Annotated in this window: 19 protein-coding genes; 12 read left to right on the plus strand and 7 right to left on the minus strand. The window is 65.5% G+C overall.

From position 1 onward, the window contains the following. Nucleotides 1-139: 139 nt before the first annotated feature. The 3 genes from H4O11_RS15935 to hslO all read right to left on the minus strand — a co-directional run bounded on the left by H4O11_RS15935 (nt 140) and on the right by hslO (nt 5,253). Nucleotides 140-3,142 (minus strand): TonB-dependent receptor plug domain-containing protein, encoded by a 3,003-nt coding sequence (locus H4O11_RS15935; RefSeq protein WP_182340596.1) that lies wholly within the window; start codon nt 3,140-3,142, stop codon nt 140-142. Between the two features lie 238 nt (nt 3,143-3,380). After that, complete coding sequence (locus tag H4O11_RS15940; protein ID WP_182340598.1) at nt 3,381-4,229, minus strand: XOO1806 family protein; 849 nt, start codon at nt 4,227-4,229, stop codon at nt 3,381-3,383. Nucleotides 4,230-4,359: 130 nt separating this feature from the next. After that, nucleotides 4,360-5,253, minus strand: coding sequence for an Hsp33 family molecular chaperone HslO (hslO, locus tag H4O11_RS15945; RefSeq protein WP_182340599.1), 894 nt, complete (start codon nt 5,251-5,253; stop codon nt 4,360-4,362). Nucleotides 5,254-5,326: 73 nt separating this feature from the next. Here hslO and mtgA point away from each other — a divergent pair, with 73 nt between their 5' ends. Genes mtgA through H4O11_RS15960 form a run of 3 tightly spaced genes read left to right on the plus strand, consistent with a single transcriptional unit; the run spans nt 5,327 to nt 7,491 of the window. Beyond that, a complete protein-coding gene (gene mtgA, locus H4O11_RS15950) occupies nt 5,327-6,067 on the plus strand; it encodes a monofunctional biosynthetic peptidoglycan transglycosylase (protein WP_182340601.1) in 741 nt (246 codons plus the stop codon). Nucleotides 6,068-6,080: 13 nt separating this feature from the next. Next, the gene (locus H4O11_RS15955) at nt 6,081-7,100 is read left to right on the plus strand and encodes a glycosyltransferase family 2 protein (protein ID WP_182340603.1); all 1,020 of its coding nucleotides are present in this window, start codon (nt 6,081-6,083) and stop codon (nt 7,098-7,100) included. Then, nucleotides 7,060-7,491, plus strand: a complete 432-nt coding sequence (locus tag H4O11_RS15960; protein WP_182340605.1) for a CBS domain-containing protein — start codon at nt 7,060-7,062, stop codon at nt 7,489-7,491. Before H4O11_RS15955 ends, H4O11_RS15960 begins: the two co-directional genes overlap by 41 nt. A 143-nt stretch (nt 7,492-7,634) precedes the next feature. Here H4O11_RS15960 and aroB read toward each other — a convergent pair whose 3' ends face one another. Beyond that, entirely contained in the window at nt 7,635-8,747 is a 1,113-nt protein-coding gene (gene aroB / locus H4O11_RS15965; protein ID WP_182340607.1) for a 3-dehydroquinate synthase, read from the minus strand. Next, entirely contained in the window at nt 8,744-9,286 is a 543-nt protein-coding gene (locus tag H4O11_RS15970; RefSeq protein WP_182340609.1) for a shikimate kinase, read from the minus strand. Before H4O11_RS15970 ends, aroB begins: the two co-directional genes overlap by 4 nt. 97 nt (nt 9,287-9,383) lie before the next feature. Here H4O11_RS15970 and H4O11_RS15975 point away from each other — a divergent pair, with 97 nt between their 5' ends. Continuing rightward, nucleotides 9,384-9,587, plus strand: coding sequence for a dodecin family protein (locus tag H4O11_RS15975; protein WP_182340611.1), 204 nt, complete (start codon nt 9,384-9,386; stop codon nt 9,585-9,587). Between the two features lie 9 nt (nt 9,588-9,596). Here H4O11_RS15975 and H4O11_RS15980 read toward each other — a convergent pair whose 3' ends face one another. Further along, on the minus strand, nt 9,597-10,424 hold the full coding sequence (locus tag H4O11_RS15980) for a kinase (protein WP_182340613.1): 828 nt from the start codon (nt 10,422-10,424) through the stop codon (nt 9,597-9,599). Between the two features lie 41 nt (nt 10,425-10,465). Between H4O11_RS15980 and pdxH the strand changes: the two genes are divergently transcribed. Both pdxH and H4O11_RS15990 read left to right on the plus strand, forming a co-directional pair. Beyond that, entirely contained in the window at nt 10,466-11,065 is a 600-nt protein-coding gene (gene pdxH, locus H4O11_RS15985) for a pyridoxamine 5'-phosphate oxidase (protein WP_182340615.1), read from the plus strand. A gap of 144 nt (nt 11,066-11,209) precedes the next feature. Then, nucleotides 11,210-11,680, plus strand: a complete 471-nt coding sequence (locus H4O11_RS15990; protein WP_182340617.1) for a DoxX family protein — start codon at nt 11,210-11,212, stop codon at nt 11,678-11,680. Nucleotides 11,681-11,709: 29 nt separating this feature from the next. Here H4O11_RS15990 and prpR read toward each other — a convergent pair whose 3' ends face one another. Next, nucleotides 11,710-13,296: a propionate catabolism operon regulatory protein PrpR gene (prpR, locus tag H4O11_RS15995; protein ID WP_182340619.1), complete on the minus strand. Its 1,587-nt coding sequence runs from the start codon at nt 13,294-13,296 to the stop codon at nt 11,710-11,712. Nucleotides 13,297-13,449: 153 nt separating this feature from the next. Here prpR and prpB point away from each other — a divergent pair, with 153 nt between their 5' ends. The 6 genes from prpB to H4O11_RS16025 all read left to right on the plus strand — a co-directional run bounded on the left by prpB (nt 13,450) and on the right by H4O11_RS16025 (nt 26,160). Further along, nucleotides 13,450-14,343 (plus strand): methylisocitrate lyase, encoded by an 894-nt coding sequence (gene prpB, locus H4O11_RS16000; RefSeq protein WP_182340621.1) that lies wholly within the window; start codon nt 13,450-13,452, stop codon nt 14,341-14,343. 30 nt (nt 14,344-14,373) lie between these two features. Then, entirely contained in the window at nt 14,374-15,531 is a 1,158-nt protein-coding gene (gene prpC, locus H4O11_RS16005) for a bifunctional 2-methylcitrate synthase/citrate synthase (RefSeq protein ID WP_182340623.1), read from the plus strand. Nucleotides 15,532-15,614: 83 nt separating this feature from the next. Continuing rightward, nucleotides 15,615-18,230, plus strand: coding sequence for a Fe/S-dependent 2-methylisocitrate dehydratase AcnD (gene acnD, locus H4O11_RS16010; protein WP_182340625.1), 2,616 nt, complete (start codon nt 15,615-15,617; stop codon nt 18,228-18,230). A gap of 167 nt (nt 18,231-18,397) precedes the next feature. Beyond that, the gene (prpF, locus tag H4O11_RS16015) at nt 18,398-19,582 is read left to right on the plus strand and encodes a 2-methylaconitate cis-trans isomerase PrpF (protein WP_182340627.1); all 1,185 of its coding nucleotides are present in this window, start codon (nt 18,398-18,400) and stop codon (nt 19,580-19,582) included. Nucleotides 19,583-19,666: 84 nt separating this feature from the next. Further along, nucleotides 19,667-21,118 (plus strand): bifunctional 2-methylcitrate dehydratase/aconitate hydratase, encoded by a 1,452-nt coding sequence (locus tag H4O11_RS16020; protein ID WP_182340629.1) that lies wholly within the window; start codon nt 19,667-19,669, stop codon nt 21,116-21,118. A gap of 107 nt (nt 21,119-21,225) precedes the next feature. Continuing rightward, nucleotides 21,226-26,160, plus strand: coding sequence for an alpha-2-macroglobulin family protein (locus H4O11_RS16025; protein WP_182340631.1), 4,935 nt, complete (start codon nt 21,226-21,228; stop codon nt 26,158-26,160). Nucleotides 26,161-26,190: the final 30 nt, after the last annotated feature.

The following is a 26,190-nucleotide window of genomic DNA, read 5'->3' on the forward strand; positions in this document are numbered from 1 at the left end:
TCGCCGCGTTGAGGAACAGAAGAGCCGCGATTTTCGCGGCTTTTTCGTGCGTGCAGCGCATCGCTTTCCATGCTGTCGCATAAAAAACAACGGCCCCTTTCGGGGCCGTTGTTTCAGACGTTGTCGATCAATGAACCGATCAGAACTTCTGGTTGTACTTCAGGTACAGGAAGCGACCGATGTCGTAGCCGCCGTAGTACGAGAAGTTCGAGCTCGGCTGCGAGGTCATCATCGGGCCAACCTTGTTGAACACGTTGTTGGCACCAACCGAGACGGTGGCATTCCACGGCGCGGCATAGGAAACCTGCACGTCATGGAAGGTTACTGCGCCCAGTTCGGTCTGCGGGGAAATGGTGCCCAGCGTATCCGGTGCGCTGTAGTTCGGCAGCGTGCAACGCGTGGTGAAGCGGCAGCTTTCCTTGGTGCCGGAGTAATAACGCAGGTTCCAGTTGACCGACCAGTCATTCAGGCTCCAACCCAATCCAAGGTTCGAACGGACGCGGAAGGATGCGCCGAATCCGTTGACCTGGGACGGTACTGCTTCCGGATCGTCGGTGGACTTTTCTTCGTACTTGCCGACATACGTGGTGGCCGACTTGACGGAGAAACGGCCCCAATCGGTGTCACGGACATAGCCGATATCGAAGTCGAAACCTTCGGTCTCGGTATAGCCAGCATTGCGGTTGCCGTAGTTCAGTTCACCGACGATGTTGCCGTTGCTGGGATCACGAGTGAACATCGCGCAGCGCGACTCGATCAGACGGACGTAGCAGTCCTCCATGATCAGGTTGGGGCTGTCAGTGACAATGGTGTTGTCGATGCGGATATTCCACCAGTCGACACCCACGGTCAGGCCACTGATGTAGCTCGGGCTGTACACGAAGCCAATGGTCTTGGATTCCGACATTTCGGGAGTCAGCAGCGGATTCGAGCCCGAGTTGAACGGAACCGGGCTCTGCGCTGCACGACCGGTGGTTGGGACGAAGCCTTGCGACAACTGGCGATAGCCAGCACCGACGTCCTGGACGCAACGCGCGCTGCCGCCGACGTCACCGTAGACGCTATCGCACGGATCAACGAAGTTGGTCGGGAAGGTCTGCGACGTGCCGCCGTACAGATCGCCAATGGTCGGAGCGCGGAAGCCCTCGGCATAAGTACCACGGATCAGCAGGTCGTCGATCGGGCGCCACTTCAGGCCAAACTTGTTGTTGGTGGTATCACCGAAGCTGGTGAAGTCGGAGTAGCGGGTGGCGACGTCCAGCGTCAGTTCCTTGGCGAACGGCAGGTCAGCCAGAATCGGCACGCTGAGTTCCAGGTAGAACTCGTCGACCGAGTACGAGCCAGAGGTCGGGCCCGAAGCCAGGTTGGTCGAGTCACCCGATTGTGCAATGGCATCAGGATTGAACTCACCGTCCTCCTTGCGGTACTCGTAACCCACCGCGAAGCCCAGATCACCGGCCGGTAGCGCTACGATTGTGCCGGACAGGTTGGCGAAGTAGTTATGGGTGCTGGTCTTGCCCGTGGCGTGCTCTTCACGGAACAGGTAATTCTGCACATTCGGATCGGACAGCGAATACTGCTCACCGCCTGCACCGTAACCAGCATACGGGTTCCACGGCGTACAGCCCGCGATCTCATTGCCCGGGGTGCCGCAGACGATATTGCCCTGGTCATTCATGAACGACGGACCCACGGCCGCAGCGACGGCCGGGATGTAGAAGTTGCCGTTGTTGACCAGCAGGCTGTCGTTCTCGTTGTACAGGAAGCCCGCATCCCAGTTGAAGTAACGATCGCCGATTTCGAACGAGCCTTCCAGAGCTGCAGTAAAGCGCCAGGTGGTCAGGGTCGAATCGGTGGTGCGCGGGATTTCCCAACCACGACGACGGAAGTCGATATCGTTGGTCTGAGAGTACGGATTGCCGTCGGAATCAACCAGGCCAGCCACGTCCGGATCATACAGATCTGCATTGCCGTTCGGGTTGAAGTAGCTGCCGTTGCTGACGTAGCTGCGGCTGCCATCCGGGTTGGTCACGTACGTCGCGCCGGCCATCGGGGTACCGAATGCCGAGGATTGCAGCGGGTAGCCTGCGATCTGGCGCTGCGACTGGCGCTTGGTGTACGACAGGTCGGTGGTGAAGCGGATGTTGTCGGTGATGTCGTAGTTGCCGCTGACGAACAGCGAACGACGCTCGAGCGGGGTCAACAGGTGCATCTGGTCGGACGAGCGGGTCTGGTCCTCGGCGCGCTGCGGGTGGAAGTCGTCAGCACCGATGGCATCACCGGGACGATTGGCTACCGACCATGCCGCTGACGAACGAATCAGATTGCCGTCGTCATCCAGGCGCAGGGTGCCGTCCGCGTTGCGCTGCCAACGGTTGGCGTTACGGTTGTAATTGCCGTACTGACCGACCGGCGTCAGCGAGGAGGCCGGATCCCAATCCGGATAGGTATCTGCGGTGAACGGGCGATCCTTGGCCCAGACTCCCTCTTCCTTGTGATATTCGGCACCGACGGTGAGCGAGCCACGGTCACCGGAGAAGCCCATCACGAAGTCGTAGGTTTCCTTCTCGCCGTCGCCCTGGCTGTACTGGCCCTTGTATACGTTGACTTCAGCGCCGTCGAAGTTGCGACGGGTGATGATGTTGATCACGCCGGCCATCGCATCCGAGCCATAGATCGACGAGGCGCCGTCCTTCAGTACGTCGATGCGCTCGACCATCGAGGTCGGGATGACCGAGATGTCCTGGTAGCCGTCAGGGGTGATGCCCAGGCGCTTGCCATTGACCAGCACCAGAGTGCGCTGTGCGCCCAGGTTGCGCAGGTCGATGTACTGGCCACCGGCTTCCTGGTTGGCGGTCAGCGGCGAGGCGCGGCTGAAGTTCGGGCTACCGGCTGCGGAGATGTTCTGCAGGATGTCGCCGACGGAGCTGAAGCCCTGGTTCTGGATGTCCTGGCGCGAGATGGTGAGGACCGGCTGGGCGGTTTCGACGTCAACCTGGCGGATGCGCGAACCGGTGACCGAGATGCGATCCAGGTTGGTGGTACCAGAGGTTTCCTGCGCGATGGCGGCGCCGGTGCCGGCAGCGCTGGTGATCAGCGCGATGACGACAGCGTCACGCAGTTTATTGCTGTTGCGGTTCATTGGGCTCTCTCTCCAAGTTGTCTTGGTAGCTACGTGGTATGGCCCGCGAAGGAAGCGAAAGGCGCTGCCAAAATTCGCTGGGCTGATCCCGATACTACTTCCGTCTTTTCCAAAATTAAAGCTTTGTTAATGATTCGCGTGATTTTGGTGAAATTCGGCAAAGGCCGATAACGGCCACGCAAACGAAAACGCCCCGGAATCCGGGGCGCTCTGAAAAAAACGTCTTTAGATCAGCTGCTTACAGATCCTGCTCGTAGCGCACGTACGGAACGGTCCCGTCATCGTTGCTCTCATTGCGTGGTGAGAATGGGTTCTTGCCCCGGCTCACCACGTTCTCCGCACCCACGGTCAACTGCCCGGACCAGGGCGTGCGCCAGGTCAGGCCAACCCCCAGCCCTTCCCATTTGCCTGGCTGGCCGGGCACGTCCACCACGCGACCGATGATGTTTCCGCTGAAATTACCGTAGCCGGCGCCGATGCTGATGCTGCGGCTGTCCCAGCGGTTGACGATGGAGGGCGACGCATCGGCCAGTGGAACCAGCCGTGCCTTGGCGTAGGTGCCGCCAATGGAAACGAAGCCTTCGCGGCCAATGTTCTTCTGTCCGAAGACCGTCAGGTCGTTCTGCTCCGCGCGCAGCGAGGGCGATTTGTTGGGGCCTGCCAACCAGGCCGGCAGTGTCTCGCGGCCGGTGCCCACGGTCAGGCCGACACGTCCGCCAGCACGGTTGAAGGCGGCCGTGCCGCTGAAGCGGCGCGACAATTCATCTTCATCATCACCCAGGCTGGCCAGCATGCAGTGGCTGGCCAGTCCGCTGATGCTGGTGCCGCGGCTGCTGTTGCACAGCAGGCCAAGCGAATCGCCGGACGACAGGCCGAATGCCGCATCCAGCGAGCTGCGGCCGAAATGCCAGCGTGCCCCGGCCATCTGTTCTCCGGTCGGTTCCAGGTACAGCAGGGCCTCTACCTTGCCGCTGCCCTTGTTCCACACCGGAATGACCGTACGCGTGTCCTTGGCCTGGGCATGCGCGCCCGCGACCGTCCCGAGGGCGATCAGCAGTGCAAGTGGCAGGCGCAGGAAAGAATGCATGGAATGAGTCAGACCAACAGGAAAACGACAAGTTCCCGCGAATACGGGAACTGGAGCGTAGGCGGTTTATGATTCTTTAACAAGCCGTTGTCCTCCCCAGAACACGAACTCGCTGCGGTGATGGCGTGCTTTACTGAAGGCGTTCAGGTGCGGGTATGGAGCTACCGGCACCCTGAAACAGTATCTCCACTTCCGTCAACGGGAAGTGATACTCCCGTCCGCAGAATTCGCAGCGGACATCGACCGAACCGGTGGCTTGGGCGGCGGCGCGGGCTTCTTCCTCGCCCAGTGATTCCAGCATGGCCGTCACCCGTTCACGCGAGCACGAGCAGCCGAAACGCAGCGCCTTGCTGCCCATCAGCTCCGGGGCTTCTTCATGGAACAGGCGATGTACCAGCTGCTCGGCCGGCGTTGCCAGCAGTTCGGCCTTGCCCAGCGTCTCGAACAGCGCGCTGATGCGGTTCCAGCCGTCTTCGTCGCCCTCGTCGCCGGGCAGCTTCTGCAGCAGCAGGCCCGCAGCGCCCTGCGCGTCGGCCACCAGCAGCAGCCGCGTCGGAAGCTGCTCCGATTGCCGGAAGTAGTCTTCGAAGGCTTCGTCCAGGCTGGGCGCCGTCAGGCTGACCAGGCTCTGGTAGCGCTGCGGTTCGCGCGGGTCCAACCCCGGGTTCTCGATGGTGATGGCCAGTACCGCATCTTCGCCCAGGGCGGCCAGCTCACGTGGCGCATCCTGGTCATCCTCGACCCGCGCGATGCCGCGCAGGGTACCGGCCGCGGTGCATTCGGCAAACAGGGTGCGCAGCGTGCTGCTGCTGCGCAACTGGATCGACAGGCGGCCATCGACCTTGGTATGGCCGGTGAACAGGGCGGATGCCACGCAGGCTTCGCCCAGCATGCCCGCGGCGTTCACCGGGTAGTGCCCATGCGAAAGGATCTGCTGCCAGGCGCCCTGCAGGCGTACATGTACGCCGCGGACGCCGGCATCGGGCAGCAGGAAACGGGTCAGGGAATCATTCTGGTCGGTCATCGGCTCGGTACGCGTAGGGAGTCGGTTGCCGGATAATGTGCCGACAACCAAGCGAAAGAAGGGTGAGCCAGTAATGGGGGCAGGGCAGGATAACCACAAGGCGGAGCCGCCGGCGGCCAGGGCGCGCTGGCGCTGGCGCCGGCTGTTGTGGCTGCCGGTGCTGCTGGCGGCGTTCAGCGTGTTGCAGGTGCTGTTGCTGCGGTTCATCGATCCACCGGTTTCCACGGTGATGCTGTGGCGGTATGGCGAGGCGCTGGCGCAGGCCGATGGTGCCTATCGCCTGCACTACCAGTGGCGCGACCTGGAGCAGATTGCGCCCAGCCTGCCGATTTCCCTGGTGGCGGCCGAAGACCAGCGTTTCCCCCTGCATCGCGGCTTCGACCTGCAGGCGATAGAGAAAGCACGCGACCATAATGCGGCCGGCGGTCGGCTGCGTGGCGCCAGCACGATCAGCCAGCAGGTGGCGAAGAACCTGTTCCTGTGGCAGGGGCGCAGTTGGCTGCGGAAAGGCCTGGAGGTCTGGTACACCCTGCTGATCGAGACGTTCTGGCCGAAGCAGCGGATCCTGGAGGTGTACGCCAACATCGCCGAGTTCGGCGATGGCATCTATGGCGTGCAGGCGGCCGCGCGGTCATTCTGGAACAAGGACGCGTCGCAGCTGACGGCTTCGGAGAGCGCACGGCTGGCTGCGGTGCTGCCGGCGCCGCGACGCTACGATGCTGCGCGACCGGGGCCTTATGTACAGCGGCGCGCCGCCTGGATCCAGCGGCAGGCCCGGCAATTGGGCGGCAACGCCTACCTGAAGGACGACTGAGTACAATCAGGCGATGAGAAAGGATCGCCTGACCATCGTCGTTGCCGTCTTCAACGAAGAGATCGCGCTGCCGCACCTGCACGAGCGCGTGTTGGCCGTGCTCACCACCATGCGCGACATTGATGGGCACGTCCTGTACGTGGATGACGGGAGTATCGACGCGACGTGGGATTGCATCAGCGCGCTGGCACGGCAGGACCGGCGTGTTTCGGCACTACGGTTGTCGCGCAACTTCGGCAAGGAGGCGGCACTGACCGCCGGCCTGGACCGCGTGGGCGAGGGGGCCGCCATGATCCTGGATGCCGACTGCCAGGATCCCCCCGAACTCATCCCTACCTTCGTGGCGCGCTGGCGGGAAGGCTACGACAATGTGTATGGAACGCGCTTGGCGCGCGAAGGGGAAAGCTGGACCAAGCGCGCAACCGCCCGGATGTTCTACCGGGTGATCGGACGCCTGTCGCGCACCCCCATCCCCGCCGACACCGGCGATTTCCGCCTGCTGTCGCCGCGCGCGCTGCAGGCCCTGGATGGCCTGCGCGAACGCCACCGTTTCATGAAGGGGCTCTTCAGCTGGGTAGGGTATCGGCGGATCGCGGTGCCCTACCATCGGCAGGCCCGGGTCGCCGGTGACAGCAAGTTCAGCCTGTGGAAGCTGTGGAATTTCGCGCTGGAAGGCATCACCAGCTTCTCCACCGTGCCGCTGCGGGCGGCGACGTACCTTGGCATGCTGACTGCGACAGGCGCCTTCCTGTTCGCCATAGGCGTGGTGGTGAAGGCGGCGCTGTATGGCGACCGTGTCGCAGGCTGGCCGACCATGATGGCGGTGATCCTGTTCCTGGGTGGGGTGCAGCTGATCGCCCTGGGCCTGATCGGGGAGTATCTCGGTCGTCTGTACGAGGAGTCCAAGCAGCGGCCGCTGTACCTGGTTGACACGTGCATCGCACCGGGCGTGGCAGACTCGAATCTGGAACCCACCCCGGGAGGGCAGGCAGATGACCACAGTTCGGCAGTTGTTGGACGGCAAGTCTCCTGAAGTTCATGCGGTCGCGCCGGATGCGGCGGTCGTGGATGCGATCCGCCTGATGGCTGAAAAAGGCATTGGCGCGGTACTGGTGATGGACGGGCCACGATTGGCCGGCATCCTGTCCGAGCGCGACTACGCGCGGAAGATCGTGCTGCGCGACCGCTCTTCGCGCGATACGCCGGTTGCCGACATCATGACCGCGCAGCTGGTCACGGTAGGGCCGGGCGCGCAGGTGGAACATTGCCTGCAACTGGTGACCGATCACCGCATCCGGCACCTGCCGGTGGTGGAAGGTAGTGCGGTGGTGGGCGTCATTTCCATCGGCGACCTGGTCAAGGCGGTCATCGACGCGCAGCAGCAGGAACTGGAGCACCTGCAGCAGTACATCGTCGCGGGCTGAGTCCGGCCACCAACCCGTAGCGCCGAGCCATGCTCGGCGGTTTGCTGCTCCGGCACCGCGCCCATGACCACTGCGCTCGCCGAGCATGGCTCGGCGCTACAGCATCGCTCGGCGCTACGGCGTTGCGCGTTGCCCGATGCCGGTCAGCGGGGCTCCAGCACCGTAAGCACGGCTGCTTCGTCCACGTCCGGCACCACTTCAGCCTGGCCGATACCGCGCCACAACACCAGGCGCAAGCGGCCGGCGACGTTCTTCTTGTCCAGCCGCATGCGCCCCAGCAGCGCCTGTGGCTCCAGGCCTGCCGGGATCTCCACCGGCAACTGCAGTGCCTGCAGCAGGGCACGCAGGCGTTGCTCATCGGCCGCCGTTGCCATGCCCAGCGTGGTGGAGAGGCGTGCGGCCAGCAGCATGCCGACCGCTACCGCTTCGCCGTGGTTGAGTGCTTCACGGCCCGGTGCAGAATAGCCCTGCTCGGTTTCGATCGCATGGCCGAAGGTATGGCCGAGATTGAGCAGTGCACGTTCGCCCTTCTCGAAGGGATCGCGCGCGACGATCGCCGCCTTGTGCGCGCAGCTGCGGGCGATGGCTTCGGCCAGCAGCGCGCTGTCGCCGGCCAGCAACGCACCGGCATGCTGCTGCAGCCAGTCGAAGAACGTGGCATCGCCCAGTGCGCCATACTTGACCACTTCGGCCAGGCCGGCACGCAGTTCGCGGGCAGGCAGCGTCGACAGCGCCAGGGTGTCGGCGATGACCGCGCGCGGTGGATGGAAGGCCCCGACCAGGTTCTTGCCGGCCGGGATGTCCACGGCGGTCTTGCCGCCGACCGAGGAATCGACCATGGCAAGCAGGGTGGTCGGTACCTGCACGCAGTCCACGCCGCGCATCCAGCAGGCAGCGGCGAATCCGGACAGGTCGCCGACCACGCCGCCGCCCAGTGCGACCACGCAGGCATCGCGGGTGGCGCCGAGCGTGGCAAGCGCCTCGATCACGCGGCCGAACTCGGCCAGCGTCTTGGACGCCTCGCCGGCGGGCAGCACGTGCTCGCCGACCAGCAGGTCGGGGCGTACCTGCTGCAGCGCTGCGCGCAGCTTTGCCAGGTACAGCGGCGCCACGCCGCTGTCGCTGACCAGCAGCACGTGGCGACCGCGGACGCAGGCGGCGAGGGCCTGGCCGTCGGCCAGCAGGCCGGGGCCGATGGTGATGGAATAGGGGTGCGCGCCGCCAACGGCGACCTGCAGGGGGGAGTGGGGGGTCATGCGGGTAGGTCCTGTCGCTGCCAGAGTGCGGCCAGCCTCACCACCAGGTGGGAGGTGGCCTCGGTGGCGGTATAGGGATCGGTGTCCAGGGTGAGATCGGCCAGTTGCCGGTACAGCGGGTCGCGCTGGAAGGCGAGGTCCTGCAGGACCTGTTCGCGGTCCGGGCGCTGCAGCAGCGGACGCCCCTTGTCGCGCGCGAGGCGTTCCAGTTGCGCTTGCACGCTGACCCGCAGGTAGACCACGAAGCCATTCCGGGCGATCGCCTCACGGTTGCCGGCATCAAGTACCGCGCCACCGCCGGTGGAAACCAACTGGCCGCGGCCGGCCATCAGCCGCTGCAGCACCTGCCGCTCGTGCTGGCGGAAGCCTGCTTCGCCGGCCAGTTCGAACAGGGTCGGGATGCTGGCCCCGGCGCTCTCCACGATGGCCTGGTCGACGTCGATGAAGTCCAGCGTGAAGCGTTCGGCGAGGCGGCGGCCGATACAGGTTTTGCCGGCCCCCATCGGGCCGATCAGGATCAGGTTCGGAGCAGGATTCATCGGCCGTGATGCTAACACCTCCGTGACATTCCTTTACGGCCCACGGGCCCAGCATCGGGGTGCGCGGAACGTCCCGCGCGCCTCTGGAGCCGCCGTCATGTCGATCGCCAAGGTCATCGAAGTCAATGCTTCCTCTCCCAAAAGCGTGGAGGATGCCGTGCGCAGTGGGTTGAAGAAGGTATCCAGCACGGTAAAAGGCATCCAGGGGGCATGGATCAACGAGACCAAGGTGGTCACCAACGGCGATGGCGAGATCACCGAATGGCGGGTCAACCTGAAGGTGACCTTCCTGGTTGAATGAGCCGGTGGCTCAGCGGACGCCGATGATTTGGCGCTGTCCGTCCAGCGCGATCACCCGGTCGGCCACGTCCGGCAGGGCGCGCAGCGCCTGCCGGCTGACCCGCTCGTAGTACTGCACGAAGCGGTCCAGCTGCGGGCGGGTCATGCCGCTGCGGCCTGGTTGCGCCGCCTGCAGGTTCTGTTCCTGCTGCCAGCGCCAGCGCGGCACCACGGAGAAATCCGGAGGCTGGAGGAACCATAGCCGGTCGCAGCGCTGCCACAGGCCGGGATAGTTGTCGGCAAGCGCGGCATTGCACCAGCGCCGCCAGCGTCCGTCCGCATCGGCCTCGCGCTCCAGCGCGTTGAGCGGGGTGTCCAGCGCGGCCGGTTGCTCTGCCGGCGTACCAAGGAACCAGCCTTCGAACACCAGCAGGTCCAGTGGTTCGGCCAGCTGCGGCCACTGTGCAGGCGATACGCGTTCGTCGGCCAGCTTGTCGAAACGCGGCAGGGCCAATGGCTGCCGCGCCACCACGGCATCCAGCACTGAATGTGCCAGTGGCAGGTCGTGGGTGCCGGGCGGGCCACGGGTTATCAGCAATGGATGTACGGCGCGCGCCAGGCGTTGGCGCTGGGCGCGGGTCAGGTACACGTCATCGATGGACAGGGCGGCCGCACGCAGGCCGCGCGCCTGTGCACGCGCAACGACCTGCAGGGCGAGGGTGGATTTGCCGCTGCCCTGCAGGCCGCTGATCGCCAATACGGGTACTTTGGCGCCACAGTCCAGTGCATCATCCAGCGCCTGTTCGACAAGCGTGTCCGGGAAGCCTTTCGGGTTGGGCATGTACGCAGCTGCAGGCATGCCGCCACAATAGCCCAATCCGCATGAGAAACGAGCCCTCGATGAGCGATCTTTACACCGAAGCATTGACCCGGTTTTCCAGCCTGTTCGAAGAGGCCAGGCAGAGCCGCGAGGTCGAACCCAATGCCATGACCGTTGCGACTGCGGATGCGCATGGCCGCCCTTCGGCGCGCACCGTGCTGCTGAAATCGTTCGATGCCCGCGGGTTCGTGTTCTACACCCACCTGGACAGCCCCAAGGGGCGCGAGCTGCAGGCCAATCCGCAGGCCGCGTTGCTGTTCCTGTGGCGAAGCCTGCGCGAGGCGGGGCTGCAGGTCCGCATCGAAGGCCGCGTGGAACAGGTGGACGATGCCGAGGCCGACGCCTATTTCGCCAGCCGCCCGCGCATGAGCCAGATCGGTGCCTGGGCTTCGCAGCAGTCACGGACGCTGTCATCGCGGGAGGAGTTCGATGCCCGCGTGGCCGATGCCGAAGCGCGTTTCGAAGGCCTGCCGGTGCCGCGGCCGGTCGGCTGGAGCGGATTGCGCGTGGTGCCGGACCGGATCGAATTCTGGCATGGCGCGCAGTTCCGCCTGCACGAACGCTGGTGCTATGAAAAGGACGGCCAGGGCCTGTGGGGCAAGCGGTTGCTGTATCCATGACGGCGTGTCGTCGATGGTTTTGACGTAAACGGCCCGGTGTGGAGCGCGCCTCGACAAGGCGGCGCGGACGGTGCGGCTGCCACCCATTGCCTGACCGGTGGTCGTGCCGCACGCTCGCAGCTCTCTCCACGTATGGGCTGCAGAATGAAGCGATTTCCCGATGTGTTTGCGGTCGCGCCACTGCGGCGGGGCGCGGAAGCGGGCTTGTTGCTGTTGGCGCGGGTGGTGGCTGGCGTGATGTTCAGCGTGTCCGGCTGGAACAAGCTGTTCACCGAGGCCGGGCGCGAACGCATGCTGCACACGTTGAACGATGCCGGCATCCCCTGGCCAGGCATGAGCGCGCCGATACTGGGCGGCATCGAATGGATCGCAGGGGCATTGCTGGTGCTGGGCCTGCTCAGCCGGCCGGCGGCGCTGCTGCTGGCGGCGATCTGCGTGGTGGCAGCGCTGACCGATGGTATCGCGCGGATCCCGGCCGGGCTGGGCATGCTGGACTGGTTGAGCTGGTTCTTCTATCTGTCCGAGGTGCCGCTGGCGGTGTTGTTGCTATGGGTGGCGGTGGCAGGCAGCGGTCGCTTCGCGCTGGAAGCACCATGGGCGCCACGGCGCACCTGATGCATGCGGGGCCGCCCAGCGCGTCGTGCTCAGCCAAGTCCCGCGGCACGCAGCCAGCGCCATAGCGTCGTGCGCGAAATCCCAAGCGCCAGCGCCATGCCCTCGCGGTCGTTGCGATGGCTGGCAAGCAGTTGCTGCAACTGCTCGTGCGAGGGTTTTCCGGCTTCCCCCTCCAAGGGCAATCCCACGCTTTGGCCGCCGCCCAGCTCAGGCGCCAGCGCCAGCAGCCGCGCATGGTCGATCGGCGCCTCGCCGGGCTGCCAGTGGATGCGCAGGCGGTCGACCAGGTTGCGCAGTTCGCGTACGTTGCCGGGCCAGTCGGCCGCCTCCAGTGTCGCCAGCGCCCGCCGGTCCAGCGGCGCATCGATGCCCCGCAACTGGCGGAAGAAGTGCTGGACCAGCAGCGCGATGTCATCACGGCGTGCACGCAGTGGCGGCAGGCTGATGTGCAGTGCCGCCAGCCGGTAATACAGATCACGCCGGAACTGTCCGGCCTGTACCCGTTGTTGCAGTGACTGCAGGGTAGCGGCGACCACCCGCAGGTCCACCGGGGTCGGCTCAGTGGCACCTACGCGCAATACTTCGCGCTCTTCCAGCACGCGTAGCAGCCGGGTCTGCAACGGCAGTGGCAGTTCGCCGATCTCGTCCAGGAACAGGGTCCCGCCGTCGGCCGCTTCCACCAGGCCGATGCGGCCACCGCGGCGCGCGCCGGTGAAGGCGCCGTCGCTGTAGCCGAACAGCTCTGCTTCCAGCAACGATTCGGTGATCGCGCCGCAGTTGAGTGCTACGAAGCGGCCGCCTCTGCCGCTGGATGCGTGCAGCTGGCGGGCCACCAGTTCCTTGCCGGTCCCGGTTTCTCCGCTGACCAGCACGGTGCTCTCGTGCGGGGCGTAAAGCGCGATGTGCTGCCTGACCACGTCCATCGCAGGGCTGTTGCCCAGCAGGGCGTGGCCATCGCCGCGCTGGGTGTCGCGTCGGCGCGTACGTGCCGGGCGGCTGCCGGAGCGTGCCAGCGTATGGGTCAATTCCAGGGCATGCTCGAATGCCTGTCGCACGCTGTCGGCCGAGTACAGCAGCACGCCCTGCAGGCCGGCGGCCTCGGCATGGTCGATCGCCATGCCGGTGCCGACGATCACCTCGATGCCGTTGGCGCGCAGGTCGGCGATGCAGTCGCGCGCATCTTCGCGGGTGACGAATCGCCGGTGTTCGATCTGCAGGCCGAAGCTGTCCTGGAAGCTGGCCAGGGTCGGTACGTCGCCGGCATGGGTGACCAGGCCGATGCGCGGGGCGATGCGGCGGGCGCGCGCCAGCGCTTCCATCAGGTCGAAGCCATTGGCCTGGATCGGCACCAGCGGAACGTCCAGCCGGCTGCGCAGCCAGGCGGCGTTGGAACCACCCGCGATCACCACGTCGCAGTGCTCGCCGCGAAGGCGTTGGTTGATCAGGGCCACCGCCTCCTCGAAGCCGAGGTTGATCTGCTCGATGCGCGCACGGCGATCGAACTCCGGGATCACGTCACCCAGCAGGCCGGTCAGGCGTGAGACGCTGACCGTCCAGATCACCGGCCGGCTGGCGTCGTGGTCGGCGAAGGGGAACGGTGGGCGGGGGGCGTGCATGTCGTTCGCCGTGAGGGAGGATGTTTCATGATACATCCGTTTCAATGTTTCATATGTTTCATGACGGATCCATGGCGACGCCAATGAAATCAACGGGTTGCAGGTTGGCACGGTGCTTGCGCCTATCTCTGGACTTCACGCCAGGACTGCTGCATGACTGCCACTTCCCTTCCTTCCGCTGGTGCCAGGTTCCGCCAGGCGCTGGCCGCCGAATCGCCGTTGCAGGTGATCGGCGCGATCAACGCCAACCATGCGTTGCTGGCCAAGCGCGCCGGATTCCGCGCGATCTACCTGTCCGGCGGTGGTGTGGCGGCTGGTTCGCTCGGCCTGCCCGACCTGGGCATCAACACGCTTGAAGACGTGCTGATCGATGTCCGCCGCATCACCGATGTATGCGACCTCCCGCTGATGGTCGACATCGATACCGGCTTCGGACCCAGCGCATTCAATATCGCGCGTACCGTGAAGTCGCTGATCAAGGCTGGCGCCGCCGCCTGCCATATCGAAGACCAGGTCGGCGCCAAGCGCTGCGGCCATCGTCCGGGCAAGGAAATCGTATCGCAGGGTGAAATGGTCGATCGGGTGAAATCCGCTGCCGATGCCCGGACCGATCCGGACTTCTTCCTGATCGCGCGCACCGATGCCATCCAGGTCGACGGCGTGGATGCGGCCATCGAACGCGCGATCGCCTGTGTCGAGGCCGGCGCCGATGGCATTTTCGCCGAGGCGGCCTATGACCTGGATACCTACCGGCGCTTCGTCGATGCGGTGAAGGTGCCGGTGCTGGCCAACATCACCGAGTTCGGTGCCACCCCGCTGTTCAGCCGCGACGAGCTGGCCTCGGCCGGCGTGGCCATCCAGCTGTTTCCGCTGTCTGCGTTCCGCGCCGCCAACAAGGCCGCCGAGAACGTCTATGCAGCGGTGCGCCGCGACGGACACCAGCGCAACGTGGTCGACGGCATGCAGACCCGGGAAGAGCTGTACGACCGCATCGGCTATCACGCCTTCGAACAGCAGCTCGATGCACTGTTCGCCGCCAAGAAGTAACCTGCTGCAACGCAATTCCGGGAGGAACACATGAACGATACGACTGCCACCCCGACCTTCAAGCCGAAGAAATCCGTCGCCCTGTCCGGCACTGCCGCCGGCAATACCGCGCTGTGTACCGTCGGTCGCAGCGGCAACGACCTGCATTACCGTGGCTACGACATCCTGGACCTGGCCACCACCAGCGAGTTCGAGGAGATCGCCCACCTGCTGGTGCACGGCAAGCTGCCCACCCGGGCCGAGTTGAAGTCCTACAAGGCGAAGCTGAAGTCGCTGCGCGGCATCCCGGCAGCGGTCAAGGCGGCGCTGGAGGAACTGCCGCCGTCGGCCCACCCGATGGACGTGATGCGCACCGGTGTCTCCGTGCTTGGCTGCGTGGCGCCGGAGAAGGATGACCACAACCACCCGGGTGCGCGCGATATCGCCGACAAGCTGATGGCCTGCCTGGGGTCCATGCTGCTGTACTGGTACCACTGGAGCCACAACGGTCGCGCCATCGACGTGGAGACCGACGACGATTCCATCGGCGGCCACTTCCTGCACCTGCTGCATGGCGAGAAGCCGCAGGAATCGTGGGTCAAGGCGATGCACACCTCGCTGGTCCTGTATGCCGAACATGAGTTCAACGCTTCCACCTTTGCCTGCCGCGTGATCGCTGGCACCGGTAGCGACATGTACAGCGCGATTGCCGGTGGCATCGGTGCATTGCGCGGGCCCAAGCATGGTGGCGCCAATGAAGTGGCCTTCGAAGTGCAGAAGCGCTACGACAACCCGGACGAGGCCGAGGCCGACATCAAGGCACGGGTGGAGCGCAAGGAAGTGGTGATTGGTTTCGGTCATCCGGTCTATACCGTGTCCGATCCGCGCAACAAGGTGATCAAGGACGTGGCCCGCGAACTGTCCGAAGAACAGTCGAGCATGAAGATGTACGACATCGCCGAGCGCCTGGAAACGGTGATGTGGGACATCAAGAAGATGTTCCCCAACCTGGACTGGTTCAGTGCGGTCAGCTACCACATGATGGGCGTGCCGACGGCGATGTTCACCCCGCTGTTCGTCATCGCACGCACCTCCGGCTGGAGCGCGCACATCATCGAACAGCGCATCGACGGCAAGATCATCCGTCCCAGCGCCAACTACACCGGCCCGGAAGACCAGGCCTTCGTGCCGATCGACAAGCGCAAGTGATGCAGGCGGCCCGGGCGGCGGAAAGACGCCCGGGCGGTCGCAACCACGCACCCGGCCCGCCAGAGAAGCAGCTATCGCCAGCCATGAATATTGATTACCGCAAGACCCTCCCCGGCACTTCGCTGGACTATTTCGATACCCGTGCCGCGGTCGATGCGATCCAGCCAGGTGCTTATGCGACATTGCCGTACACCTCGCGGGTGCTGGCCGAGAACCTGGTGCGCCGCTGCGACCCGGCCACGTTGGACGCTTCGCTGCGCCAGCTGATCGAACGTCGCCGCGACCTGGACTTTCCGTGGTTTCCCGCGCGCGTGGTGTGCCATGACATCCTCGGCCAGACCGCACTGGTCGACCTGGCCGGCCTGCGTGACGCCATCGCTGATGCCGGTGGCGATCCGGCCCAGATCAACCCGGTCGTCCCGACCCAGTTGATCGTGGATCACTCGCTGGCGGTGGAGTTCCCGGGCTTCGACAAGGCCGCGTTCGAGAAGAACCGCGCCATCGAGGACCGCCGCAATGAAGATCGCTTCCACTTCATCAACTGGACGAAGAAGGCGTTCAAGAACGTCGACGTGATCCCGCCGGGCAACGGCATCATGCACCAGATCAACCTGGAGAAGATGTCGCCGGTGGTGCAGGTGCGCGATGGCGTGGCCTTCCCGGATACCTGCGTCGGCACCGACAGCCATACCCCGCACGTGGACGCGCTGGGCGTGATCGCCATCGGCGTGGGTGGGCTGGAAGCAGAAAGCGTGATGCTCGGCCGTGCCTCGTGGATGCGCCTGCCGGACATCATCGGCGTGCAGCTGGCCGGGCGGCCGCAGCCGGGCATCACCTGCACCGACATCGTGCTGGCGCTGACCGAGTTCCTGCGCGGTGCCAAGGTGGTGGGTGCCTGGATCGAATTCTTCGGCGAGGGTGCGCGTGCGCTGAGCATCGGCGACCGCGCCACCATCTCCAACATGACGCCGGAATTCGGTGCCACTGCGGCGATGTTCTCCATCGACCAGCAGACCCTGGACTACCTGCGCCTGACCGGCCGCGAGGAAGCGCAGGTGCAACTGGTGGAAACCTATGCCAAGGCTGCCGGCCTGTGGTCGGATGACCTGGCCGCGGTCGAGTACGAACGCGTGCTGCAGTTCGACCTGTCCAGCGTGGTGCGCAACATGGCCGGCCCATCCAACCCGCACAAGCGCGTGGCGACGACCGAACTGGCGGCGCGTGGCATTGCCGACGCGGCCAAGCTGGCGTCCGGCAGGCAGGAGCAGGCAGAGGGCCTGATGCCCGATGGCGCGGTGATCATCGCGGCCATCACCAGCTGCACCAACACCAGCAATCCGCGCAATGTCATCGCCGCGGCACTGCTGGCACGCAATGCCAACCGCGCGGGACTGGACCGGAAGCCGTGGGTGAAAAGTTCGCTTGCGCCTGGCTCCAAGGCCGTGCAGCTGTATCTGGAAGCTTCCGGACTGTTGCCGGACCTGGAGCAGCTGGGCTTTGGCATCGTCGGTTTTGCCTGCACCACCTGCAATGGCATGAGCGGCGCGCTGGATCCGGCGATCCAGCAGGAAATCATCGACCGCGACCTGTACGCCACTGCGGTGTTGTCGGGCAACCGCAACTTCGACGGCCGCATCCATCCCTATGCCAAGCAGGCCTTCCTGGCCTCGCCGCCGCTGGTGGTTGCGTATGCGATTGCAGGCACCGTGCGTTTCGACATCGAAAAGGATGTGCTGGGCGTGGATGCGCAGGGCAATGCAATCACCCTGAAGGACCTGTGGCCAAGCGACGCCGAAGTGGACGCTGTGGTCGCCGCCAGCGTCAAGCCGGAGCAGTACCGGCAGGTCTACGGGCCGATGTTCACCTTCAAGGTCGACCAGGGCCCGAAAGTCGCCCCGCTGTATGACTGGCGTCCGCAGAGTACCTATATCCGTCGTCCGCCCTATTGGGAGGGCGCGCTGGCCGGAGAGCGGCCGTTGACCGGCATGCGTCCATTGGCGGTGCTGGGCGACAACATCACCACCGACCATCTGTCGCCGTCCAATGCCATCCTGGCCAGCAGTGCGGCCGGCGAATACCTGGCCAGGATGGGCCTGCCGGAGGAGGACTTCAACTCCTATGCGACGCACCGTGGCGACCATCTCACCGCGCAGCGTGCCACCTTCGCCAACCCGAAACTGATCAATGAAATGGTCGTCGTCGACGGCCAGGTCCAGCAGGGTTCGTTGGCACGCGTGGAACCGGAAGGACAGGTGATGCGGATGTGGGAAGCGATCGAGACCTACATGGAGCGCAGGCAGCCGTTGATCATCATCGCCGGAGCGGATTATGGGCAGGGCAGTTCGCGTGACTGGGCCGCCAAGGGCGTGCGCCTGGCCGGCGTGGAGGCGATCGCGGCCGAAGGGTTCGAACGCATCCATCGCACCAACCTGATCGGCATGGGCGTGTTGCCGCTGGAGTTCAAGGACGGCGTCAACCGCACGACCCTGGGCATCGACGGCACCGAGACCTTTGACGTGCTGGGCGAGCGCGTGCCGCGCGCCGGGCTGGTCCTGGTCATCCGCCGCCGGAACGGCGAGCAACTGCAGGTGCCGGTTACCTGCCGCCTGGATACGGCCGAAGAAGTGTCGATCTACGAGGCCGGCGGGGTGCTGCAGCGCTTCGCGCAGGATTTCCTGGAGGCCTCGCAGGCGGCGTGATGGCACGCAGGCCCGCGCAACGTGCGGGCCTGCGACGGCAGCACCAAGCTGCTCATCCTGTGGCTGTTCCGCTGGGAGCGTCGCAGCATGCAGACCCGGCAAAGACGACACTCACCCGCGCTGGCCATACAGCGCTGAATCCCTGGTTCCCTGCAAGGCATCCCGACATGACCCATCTCCCCCAGCTCCGCATTCCTGCCACTTACCTGCGTGGCGGCACCAGCAAGGGTGTCTTCTTCCGCCTGCAGGACCTGCCGACCGCAGCGCAGGTGCCCGGTACCGCGCGCGATGCGCTGCTGATGCGGGTGATCGGCTCGCCCGATCCGTACGGCAAGCACACCGATGGCATGGGCGGTGCGACATCGAGTACCAGCAAGTGCGTGATCATCTCGACGCCCTCGGTGCCGGATCACGACGTCGACTACCTGTACGGCCAGGTGTCCATCGACACGGCGTTCGTCGACTGGAGCGGCAACTGCGGCAACCTGAGCACCGCGGTCGGCCCGTTCGCGATCAGCAACGGTTTCATCGATCCGGCGCGCGTGCCGCATGACGGTGTGTGCAGCGTACGCATCTGGCAGGCCAACATCGGCAAGACCATCCTCGCGCACGTGCCGATCATCGACGGCCAGGTACAGGAGACCGGTGACTTCGAGCTGGACGGGGTGACCTTCCCGGCTGCGGAAATCCAGCTGGAATTCCTCGATCCCTCCGACGACGGCGAGGACGGGGCGATGTTTCCCACCGGCAACCTGGTCGATACGCTGGACGTGCCCGGCGTCGGCAGCTTCCAGGTGACGATGATCACCGCCGGCATCCCGACCATCTTCCTGAATGCCGCTGACCTGGGCTACACCGGCACCGAGCTGCAGCCGGCGATCAACGACGATCGTGCTGCGCTGGAGAAATTCGAGAAGATCCGTGCCCACGGTGCGGTGCGCATGGGCTTGATCGACAGCATCGAGCTTGCCGCTACGCGCCAGCACACGCCCAAGGTCGCCATCGTCGCGCCCGCGCAGGATTACGTTTCTTCCAGCGGCAAGCAGATTGCCGCCGTCGAGATCGACCTGCATGCCCGCGCGCTGTCGATGGGAAAACTGCACCACGCGATGATGGGCACCGCGGCAGTGGCCATCGGCACCGCGGCGGCCATCCCGGGCACCCTGGTGAACCTGGCCGCCGGTGGTGGCGCACGCGAGGCGGTGACGTTCGGGCATCCGTCGGGCACCTTGCGCGTGGGGGCCGAAGCCCGGTGCCTTGACGGCCAGTGGACAGTCACCAAGGCCATCATGAGCCGCAGCGCACGCGTGCTGATGGAAGGGACGGTGCGCGTGCCTGCCGATACGTTGTAGCGCCGGGCCATGCCCGGCGAACGCAGCGGCCTCGCCTGGCGGTGATCCGCGGGGCATGACCCGACGTTACAGAGGAGATCGATGATGTCCAGCAACCTCGCCCCATCCAACGACCGCGCCGCGTGGGACGCGCTGCTGGTGGACATCGTCGACTACGTCCGCGACACCTCGATCGACTCGGCGCTGGCATATGAGACCGCGCACTACTGCCTGCTGGATACGCTGGGTTGCGGGCTGGAAGCGCTGTCCTTCCCCGCGTGCACGAAACTGCTGGGACCGCTGGTACCTGGCACCGTGGTGGAGAACGGTGCGCGGGTGCCGGGAACCGGGCACGTGCTGGATCCGGTGCAGGCGGCCTTCAATCTCGGTGCGATGGTGCGCTGGCTGGATTTCAACGACACCTGGCTGGCGGCCGAATGGGGCCATCCTTCCGACAACCTGGGCGGGATCCTGGCCGCTGCCGACTGGCTGTGCCGGTCCGGCAGGGCGTCGCTGCGCATGCGTGATGTGCTCACCGCGATGATCAAGGCTCATGAGATCCAGGGTGTACTGGCGCTGCGCAACGCATTCAACCGCGTTGGGCTGGACCACGTGCTGCTGGTGAAAGTGGCCTCCACGGCCGTGGTGGCCGGGATGCTGGGGCTGGATCGCGGGCGCATGCTCAATGCCGTGTCGCTGGCCTGGGTCGATGGGCAGGCGCTGCGCACCTACCGGCATGCGCCGAACACCGGATCGCGCAAGAGCTGGGCGGCGGGCGATGCCACCAGCCGTGCGGTCCGCCTGGCGTTGATGGCCGAAACCGGTGAGATGGGCTATCCCTCGGTGCTGAGCGCGCCCACCTGGGGCTTCCAGGACGTGTCATTGCGTGGCCAGCCGCTGCAGGTGGAGCGGGAGTTCGGCAGCTACGTGATGGAGAACGTGCTGTTCAAGATCCGCTACCCGGCCGAGTTCCACGGGCAGACGGCGGTGGAGGCAGCGATCGCCCTGCATCGGCAGTTGCAGGCAGCGGGCAGGTCGGTGCAGGAGATCGAGCAGGTGGTGATCCGTACGCAGCAGGCCTGCGTGCGGATCATCGACAAACACGGCCCGTTGCATAACCCCGCCGATCGCGACCACTGCGTGCAATACATGGTGGCGGTCGCACTGCTGCATGGCCGGTTGGAGGCGACTGATTACGAAGATGCGGTCGCTGCCGATCCGCGTATCGACATGCTGCGGGCGAAAATGCAGTGCGTGGAGGATCCCGGCTTCAGTGCGGATTACCTGGACCCCGGCAAGCGCAGCATCGCCAACGGCCTGGCCGTGCGTTTCGATGACGGCAGCGAATTGCCGGAAGTGGTGGTGGAATATCCGCTGGGCCATGCAAGACGTCGCAGCGAAGGCATGCCGCTGCTGCTTGAGAAGTTCCAGCGTCATGTGTCGAACCGGTTCGGCCCGGCGCAGCGACAGGACATCCTGGCCGCGTCGGAGGATCCGGTGGCGCTGGCGGCGATGCCGGTGCAGGACTATGTCGGCCTGTACGCCAGGGAGGGCTAGCGCCAGGCCATAAGGAGGGGTAGCGCCGGGCCATGCCCGGCGAGCGCAGCGGCATCAACGCATTGATGGTCCCCTTATACTGGCTGCCTAGATCAAGGAGTGACGACATGACCGGTCCGGCGCGGCTTCGGCATTGGGGATGGGCGGCAGCCCTGTTGGCAGCAGGCGTGCTGGGGGGATTGCCTGGGTGCAGCCGCAACGACAGCGGGCAGTTGCCGGCGGCCAGCGGCGAAGCGATCACGGCCCAGGCCGAGCAGGTGACGGAGTTCGTGCTGCTGCGGGCCTATCCTGACCAGAAGAACGACGGCCTGTCGCTGGCACTGGAATTCTCGCGCCCGCTGGTGGGCACCCAGGATTTCGACACGCTGGTGCGCTTCGAGGAGAAGGTCGGCGGCGAGGACAGCAGCTGGACCTTGTCCGATGACGGCAGGACCTTGCGCTATCCCTTCGTCGAAGCGGCCAGGGAGTACTCGCTGGTGGTGTCGGCAGACCTGCTGGCCGCCGATGGCAACCGCCTGGGCAAGGAACTGCGGCAGAAGGTCTTCAGTGGCGAACTGAAGCCGGTGGCCGGTTTTGCCTCCCAGGGCAGCGTGCTGCCGGCACGCGACAGCCGCGGCCTGCCGGTGGTATCGGTCAACGTGCCGGAAGTGGACGTGGAGTTCCTGCGCGTGCGCGAGAAGGAGCTGCCGACCTTCTTCAGCCAGTACCAGCGTGGCGGCCGCCGGGGCAGCTGGGAACTGGACAGTGATTATAGCGAACGCACGCCGATCAGCCGCCTGGCCGAGCCGGTCTACGTCAACCGCTTCATCCTGGGCGGCAAGCAGAACGAGCGCGTGCTGACCTACCTGCCGACGCAGGACATCAAGGAACTGCAGGAGCCGGGATTGTATTTCGCCGTGCTCAAGCGCACCGGCGCCTTCGACGGAGAGTTCGACACGGCGTTCTTCACCGTCAGTGACATCGGCCTGCACACCCGTGCCTACAAGGACAAGCTGTTCGTGCACACCGCATCACTGAAGGACGGTACGCCATTGAAGAAGGTGGACGTGCGCGTACTGGATGGCAAGGGCGAGGTGGTCCTGCGCGGCAGCACCGACGGCAATGGCAATGCATTGCTGGACTACACCCTGGATGCCAGCCACGTACTGGTTGCCGGCAGTGGCAAGGACACCAGCTTCCTGCCATTCAACCAGCCGGCGCTGGACCTGAGCGAGTTCGCCGTGTCCGGTCGTGACAATGCCTGGTTCGATGTCTTCGCCTGGTCCGGACGCGACCTGTACCGCCCGGGCGAGACCGTGCGGTTGTCGGCCCTGCTGCGCGACAACGACGGCAAGCCGGTTGCCGCAGGCAAGGATGGCAACGGCCAGCAGCCGGTGTTCCTGCGGCTGAAGCAACCTGACGGCAGGATATTCCGCGAAACGCGCCTGCAACCCGGGGCGCAGGGCTATTTCAGTTTCGAGCAGCTGATTCCCGCTGAGGCGCCCACCGGGCGCTGGCAGGTCGAGTTCCGCACCGACCCGGCCAGCAAGGAAGCGATCCAGGGCATGCCCCTGCGCATCGAGGAGTTCCTGCCCGAGCGCATGAAGCTGGACCTGGACAGCCCGCAGAAGCACCTCAAGCCCGGCGACCCGCTGCGCGTGCATGTCGACGGCGCCTACCTGTATGGCGCGCCGGCCGACGGCAACCGCTTCACCGCGCGGCTGGCGGTAGCCGTGGAGCAGCAACCTGTCGAGGGCCTGCCGGGGTACTTCTTCGGCGACCCTACGGTGCAGTTGCCGCGCGAAGCCAAGGACGTGGTCGACACCGGGCTGGCGGCCAATGGCCAGTTGCGCCAGGACATCGATCTTCCTGAAGAGGCCGCCAAGGCGAAGACGCCGGTGGCCGCTGTGCTGTCCGGCAGCCTGTACGAAACCGGCGGACGCACCGTTACCCGCAGCCTGAAGCGGGTGATGTGGCCGGCACCGGCGCTGGTCGGCATACGCCCGTTGTTCGATCCGGGCGACGGCGCCGATGCCAATGGCACGGCGCGCTTCGAGCTGCTGCGCGTGGATGCGGCCGGCACGCCGCAGCCGGCCAAGGGCATGAAGGTCACCCTGGTGCGCGAACTGCGTGATTACCACTGGACCTTCAACGACAATCGCTGGGATTACGATTTCACCCGCCGCTTCGAGAACAAGGATACCCGTACCGTCGATGCCGGCAGCAGTGCGGTGGCCTTCGATGTCCCGGTCGAATGGGGGGAGTATCGGGTGGATGTGTTCGATCCGGCGACCGGGCTGACCAGCCGCTATCCGTTCCGCGCCGGCTGGAGCTGGGGCGATGACAATCGTGGCCTGGACGCGCGTCCGGACAAGGTCAAGCTGGCGCTGGACAAGACCGGCTACAAGGCCGGTGACATGCTGCAGGTGACGGTAACCCCGCCGCATGCCGGGCGTGGCCTGTTGATGGTGGAGACCGACCGCATGCTGTATGTGCAGGACATCGACGCCAAGCCGGGCAGCACGTTCAGGATTCCGGTCACTGCCGACTGGGAGCGCCACGACGTCTACATCACGGCGCTGGTGTTCCGCGGTGGCAGTGCGCCCAGCAAGATCACCCCGGCGCGCGCGGTGGGCGTGGTGCACGTACCCATGGACCGCAAGTCCCGTACGGTGGCGGTTGGCCTGGTGGCGCCGAAACAGATGCGCCCCGAACAGGACCTGCCGATCACCGTCAGCGTGCCGCAGCTGGCCGGCAAGGCGGCGCACGTGACCGTATCGGCCGTGGACGTGGGCATCCTCAACATCACCCGCTTCCCGGTGCCGGATGCGGCGGCGCATTTCTTCGCGCAACGGCGCCTGGGCATCGATGCCTATGACATCTACAGCCGGGTGATCGAGAGTTTCGACGGCAGCAGCGGGAAACTGAAGTTTGGCGGCGACATGGCCCTGCAGGCGTTGCCGCAGGCCAAGCGGCCGACGGCGCGGGTGCAGACCGTGGACCTGTTCAGTGGCCCGGTGCAGCTCGATGCCGGCGGCAATGCGCGCGTCCGGCTGAAGGTGCCTGATTTCAACGGTACGCTGCGGGTGTCGGCGCTGGTCTATTCCGATGACCACTATGGCCGACGCGACGTGGAAACGGTGGTGCGTGCACCGATCCTGGCCGAAGCCAGCATGCCGCGCGTGCTTGCCCCCGGTGACCGCAGTACGGTGACCCTGGATGTGCAGAACTTCACCGGCAAGCCGGGACAGTTCAACGTGCGCGTGGATGCCGAAGGCCCGTTGAGCCTGGGCGAGGGCAGTCGCAGCATGCAGTTGGCTGCCGATGCAAAGACCACGCTGAGTTTCCCGCTCGGTGCGCGCGAAGGCCATGGCGTGGCCAGCCTGCGCGTGCGCGTGGATGGCAACGGCTTCAAGGCCGACCGCCGCTACGACCTGCCGGTACGCGCGGCATGGCCGCAGGTGTTGCGCTCCCAGGTGCGTACGCTGGATCCGCTGGCACCGGTCGCGCTGGACAGCAGTCTCGCTGACGGCCTGATGGCCGGGTCGGTGACAGCGCGCCTGCTGGTCAGCCCGCTGCCGCCCATCCCGTTCGCCAGTGCCTTGCAAGGGGCGCTGGATTACCCATATGGCTGCGCCGAACAGACCACCAGCAAGGGCTATGCCGCATTGATCCTGGACCAGGCGACGTCGACGATGCTGGGGGCCGATGGGCTGGATGCCAAGGTGCGTCGCGAGCGCATGGAAGGGGCGTTCGGACGATTGGCCTCGATGCAGGTGGCCAACGGCAACTTCTCCATGTGGGGTGACGACGGATACGTGAATCCGTGGCTGACCCCGTACATCACCGAGTTCCTGCTCGATGCCCGCGATGCCGGCTTCGCGGTGCCGGACAACGTGCTGCAGAAGGCCCTGGCCCGGCTGGGCGAAGACCTGCTGTCCGGCGGCAACCCCTTCTATGGGCAGGACCGGCGCGACAACCTGAAGTTCGCCAACCAGGCGTATTCCGGTTACGTGCTGGCCCGGGTCAACCGCGCCCCGCTGGGCACGTTGCGGACTTTGTACGACAACGAACGTGGCAAGGCCATCGGTGGCCTGCCGCTGGTGCATCTGGGCGTAGCGCTGTCGTTGCAGGGAGACCGCAAGCGTGGTGAGGCCGCCATCGCTGCCGGTTTCGCCAAGCCCAGCAGCGAGCGCCCGTCGTATTTCGGCGACTACGGCAGTGCCATCCGCGACGATGCGTTGATGATCGCGCTGACCCATGAGCACAACCTGGCCAAGCCGGCCTGGGATGCCCGTTCGGTCGAACTTGGCCGTGAGCTGGATGCGCGGCGCAACAGTGGCTGGTTGTGGCTGAGCACGCAGGAACAGGTGGCCATTGCGCGACTGGGCAAGGCACTGGCGGCGAACCAGGACAAGCTGGTGGCCGGTGAGCTGGTGATCGGGGCACGGAGCGAGGCCATCGATGGGCGCAGGCTGTTCGGCCGCAGTTTCGATGCCGCGCAGCTGGCCAGTGGCGTGCGTTTTGCGCCCACCGGCGAGCCACCAATGTTCGCCAGCATCGACGTGGCCGGCATTCCCCGCAGTGCACCCGCGCCGGACAACAGCGTGATCGGGGTGGAACGCAGCTGGTTCGGCACCGATGGCAAGCCATGGTCGCCCCGTCCGCTGAAGGAAGGCGAGGCGCTGATCGTACGCGTCACCGTGACGTCCGACAGCAGCATGCCCGATGCGCTGCTGACCGACCTGCTGCCGGCTGGCCTGGAAATCGAGAACTTCAACCTGGGCGATGCCAAACAGTGGGCCGATGTGGTGGTCGATGGCATCGGCATCGACGACCGCAGCAATGCGGCCGAGGTGCAGCACGAAGAATTCCGCGATGACCGTTACGTCGCCGCACTCAAGCTCTCGCGTGGCAGCAAGGCTACGGTCTTCTACCTGGTGCGTGCGGTGACGCCGGGAACGTACATGGTGCCGCCATCACTGGTGGAAGACATGTACCGCCCGCAGCTGCGCGGCGTCGGTCGGAGCAATCCGGCGTCGATCACGGTGGTGCAGCCGTGACCACGGCTGCCACCGGGCGTTTCCGGGAAG

This window comes from Stenotrophomonas tumulicola (assembly GCF_014117215.1).
Taxonomy (GTDB): domain Bacteria; phylum Pseudomonadota; class Gammaproteobacteria; order Xanthomonadales; family Xanthomonadaceae; genus Stenotrophomonas; species Stenotrophomonas tumulicola.

Coding starts and splice junctions, on each gene's coding strand:
- H4O11_RS15935 (WP_182340596.1), bottom strand. CDS start 3,142: ATGAACCGCAACAGCAATAAACTGCGTGACGCTGTCGTCATCGCGCTG.
- H4O11_RS15940 (WP_182340598.1), bottom strand. CDS start 4,229: ATGCATTCTTTCCTGCGCCTGCCACTTGCACTGCTGATCGCCCTCGGG.
- hslO (WP_182340599.1), bottom strand. CDS start 5,253: ATGACCGACCAGAATGATTCCCTGACCCGTTTCCTGCTGCCCGATGCC.
- mtgA (WP_182340601.1), top strand. CDS start 5,327: ATGGGGGCAGGGCAGGATAACCACAAGGCGGAGCCGCCGGCGGCCAGG.
- H4O11_RS15955 (WP_182340603.1), top strand. CDS start 6,081: ATGAGAAAGGATCGCCTGACCATCGTCGTTGCCGTCTTCAACGAAGAG.
- H4O11_RS15960 (WP_182340605.1), top strand. CDS start 7,060: ATGACCACAGTTCGGCAGTTGTTGGACGGCAAGTCTCCTGAAGTTCAT.
- aroB (WP_182340607.1), bottom strand. CDS start 8,747: ATGACCCCCCACTCCCCCCTGCAGGTCGCCGTTGGCGGCGCGCACCCC.
- H4O11_RS15970 (WP_182340609.1), bottom strand. CDS start 9,286: ATGAATCCTGCTCCGAACCTGATCCTGATCGGCCCGATGGGGGCCGGC.
- H4O11_RS15975 (WP_182340611.1), top strand. CDS start 9,384: ATGTCGATCGCCAAGGTCATCGAAGTCAATGCTTCCTCTCCCAAAAGC.
- H4O11_RS15980 (WP_182340613.1), bottom strand. CDS start 10,424: ATGCCTGCAGCTGCGTACATGCCCAACCCGAAAGGCTTCCCGGACACG.
- pdxH (WP_182340615.1), top strand. CDS start 10,466: ATGAGCGATCTTTACACCGAAGCATTGACCCGGTTTTCCAGCCTGTTC.
- H4O11_RS15990 (WP_182340617.1), top strand. CDS start 11,210: ATGAAGCGATTTCCCGATGTGTTTGCGGTCGCGCCACTGCGGCGGGGC.
- prpR (WP_182340619.1), bottom strand. CDS start 13,296: ATGCACGCCCCCCGCCCACCGTTCCCCTTCGCCGACCACGACGCCAGC.
- prpB (WP_182340621.1), top strand. CDS start 13,450: ATGACTGCCACTTCCCTTCCTTCCGCTGGTGCCAGGTTCCGCCAGGCG.
- prpC (WP_182340623.1), top strand. CDS start 14,374: ATGAACGATACGACTGCCACCCCGACCTTCAAGCCGAAGAAATCCGTC.
- acnD (WP_182340625.1), top strand. CDS start 15,615: ATGAATATTGATTACCGCAAGACCCTCCCCGGCACTTCGCTGGACTAT.
- prpF (WP_182340627.1), top strand. CDS start 18,398: ATGACCCATCTCCCCCAGCTCCGCATTCCTGCCACTTACCTGCGTGGC.
- H4O11_RS16020 (WP_182340629.1), top strand. CDS start 19,667: ATGTCCAGCAACCTCGCCCCATCCAACGACCGCGCCGCGTGGGACGCG.
- H4O11_RS16025 (WP_182340631.1), top strand. CDS start 21,226: ATGACCGGTCCGGCGCGGCTTCGGCATTGGGGATGGGCGGCAGCCCTG.